Origin of the sequence: Mesorhizobium sp. M4A.F.Ca.ET.050.02.1.1 (genome assembly GCF_003997725.1) — a bacterium.
In the GTDB taxonomy this organism is placed as follows: Bacteria; Pseudomonadota; Alphaproteobacteria; order Rhizobiales; family Rhizobiaceae; genus Mesorhizobium.
The window spans coordinates 1-1,898 of record NZ_RZSG01001004.1; the positions used below are offsets into that span (position 1 = coordinate 1).

3 protein-coding genes are annotated in these 1,898 nt (G+C 64.0%); 2 read left to right on the forward strand and 1 reads right to left on the reverse strand.

Going from position 1 to position 1,898, the window contains the following annotated elements; all coding sequences use genetic code 11:
- Positions 1–149 precede the first annotated feature (149 nt).
- Together EOA33_RS34250 and EOA33_RS34255 are read left to right on the forward strand one after the other, a co-directional pair.
- Positions 150–734, forward strand: a complete 585-nt coding sequence (locus tag EOA33_RS34250; RefSeq protein ID WP_126055773.1) for a DUF1214 domain-containing protein — start codon at positions 150–152, stop codon at positions 732–734.
- Positions 727–1,275: a DUF1254 domain-containing protein gene (locus EOA33_RS34255; RefSeq protein WP_126055774.1), complete on the forward strand. Its 549-nt coding sequence runs from the start codon at positions 727–729 to the stop codon at positions 1,273–1,275. Before EOA33_RS34250 ends, EOA33_RS34255 begins: the two co-directional genes overlap by 8 nt.
- Before the next feature lie 128 nt (positions 1,276–1,403).
- Here EOA33_RS34255 and EOA33_RS34260 read toward each other — a convergent pair whose 3' ends face one another.
- Entirely contained in the window at positions 1,404–1,586 is a 183-nt protein-coding gene (locus tag EOA33_RS34260; protein ID WP_245482525.1) for a hypothetical protein, read from the reverse strand.
- Positions 1,587–1,898: the final 312 nt, after the last annotated feature.

The following is a 1,898-nucleotide window of genomic DNA, read 5'->3' on the forward strand; positions in this document are numbered from 1 at the left end:
GCCCCTGTGCTCGACGCGCCCAAGGCGCCGGAGACGCTGTCGGCGCTCTAAGCGTCCCATTCAGCGTCCGCCTATCCACCGGCGCGACTTGCCACGAGGCCCCTGCCCGCGATATCCCCGAGCGGCAAGTTCTCCTGTTTTGGCTGTTCATGCTCAAGACCGCCTTCCTGACGCTACTTTCGCTTGCCATTGCCGTCGGCGTCGGCGGCGGCAGCGTCTGGTATGCGCTGCAGGCGCAGGACGGCGTCGGCGCGATCAGGATCGGCCAGTGGACGGCCTTTCCCGAGATCGGCACACAAGGCGCCGACCCTTATTCGAAAGCGCGCGTGGCGCGCGAGGGCGTGCTGGCGCTCGGCAAGGCCGAGGGGCTATCCTTCATCGCCGAGCGCGACGCCGGCGGCGAACCCCTGAAGCGCGAATGCGCCTATACGATCGAAGGCGGATTCCCCACCGCCCGCTTCTGGACGCTTTATGCCGCCGATCGGTCGCTCGGCGTGGTCGACACAGGCAAGGCGAGGCTGGCCGCGCTCCAGTCCTACCAGGTGCTGCGCCAGCCCGACAATTCGGTGGCCATCGCCGTCGGCAACCGCCCCGCTCCCGGCAACTGGCTGCTGACCGACGGCTTCGGCAAGATGTATTTCGTGCTCACCTTCTACGACACCCCGATCGCCAGCAGCACCGGCCTTTCCGACGTGACGCTGCCCGGCATCGTGAAAGTGGGCTGCAATGCGTAGGCTCTTCCACGCCATGCTGCTCGGCCTGATCGGCGCCGGCATCGTCCACATCATCGTTTTGATGCTGGTGCCGGAATTTTCCGAGCGCGATGCCTGGTCGCGGCTGGCGATGGCCTCGGACCTATACCGGATGACCAGGCTCGACGCCGAGGCCGGCGGCGCGCCGGTGGTGAAATCGGTCGATCCGCTATTCTACGCGGCGGCATGCCGCTTCGACCTCGCCGAAGGCATGGTGCGCATCAAGGCACCGGGCCACGTGCCGTTCTGGTCGGTGTCGGTCTATGACCGCAACGGCCACAATTTCTATTCCTTCAACGATCACACCGCGACCGGCGGCGTGCTCGACACAGTGGTGCTGACGCCGGCGCAGATGATTGATGTGCGCCGGGAACTTCCGGAGGAGCTGCAGGGTGCGATCTTCGTTGAGGCGCCGATCGAGGAAGGCATCTTCGTCATCCGTGCCTTCGTGCCGGACGACAGCTGGAAACCGATCGTGTCACGGTTCCTGGAGCAGAGTTCCTGCGAGCTGCAGGATTACTGACCAGGCAGCGCACGCGGATTCTAATTCTTGGAAGGTCCTTTGCGCGCCCGAACGGACGCGCGGCGCTCTATCTTTTTATTGGCACAATTCGGAACGGAAAACCGTTTCACACTTTTCCTGGAATTGGTCTAGTGATGCGGAACAGGCGTCCGCGGCGGCTCGTTCGGATCGGCCGGACGCGACTGGCCGGTCAGCGGCGGCTGTTCATAGCGGACGCCGGGGAAGATGATCACCGCCGCCGGTGTGCCGGTGTCCCGAGCTGCTCGATTTACGGGTGCCGGTCGCGGCACGAAAGACAGTACCATGCCCATGGTTCGCGTATTCCTCTCGGTTGCCCCGGAGCACAACGCAACGCCTCCAAATATGATTAAGGCGGGCAGAGGGTTAACGGAGCGCTAACGGATCGCCGCTAATTTGAACTTTGTTTCTGATGCACGCGAAACCGGCACGGTTCGGTCGAGCGTCGCCAGGGTTGTGTCGAGTGTCGGGCGTATCTTCCGTGTCATCTTCGGATTTCAGGCAAATCGCTGTTCGGACAGAGGCGGGAAAGGCCGAAAGGCTGTTCCGCGCCTCGGTGTCTGCCTTCTGCTCGCTCACCCGTCCCTCGCGCCGCGAGATCAGCC

Coding starts and splice junctions, on each gene's coding strand:
- EOA33_RS34250 (WP_126055773.1), top strand. CDS start 150: ATGCTCAAGACCGCCTTCCTGACGCTACTTTCGCTTGCCATTGCCGTC.
- EOA33_RS34255 (WP_126055774.1), top strand. CDS start 727: ATGCGTAGGCTCTTCCACGCCATGCTGCTCGGCCTGATCGGCGCCGGC.
- EOA33_RS34260 (WP_245482525.1), bottom strand. CDS start 1,586: ATGGGCATGGTACTGTCTTTCGTGCCGCGACCGGCACCCGTAAATCGA.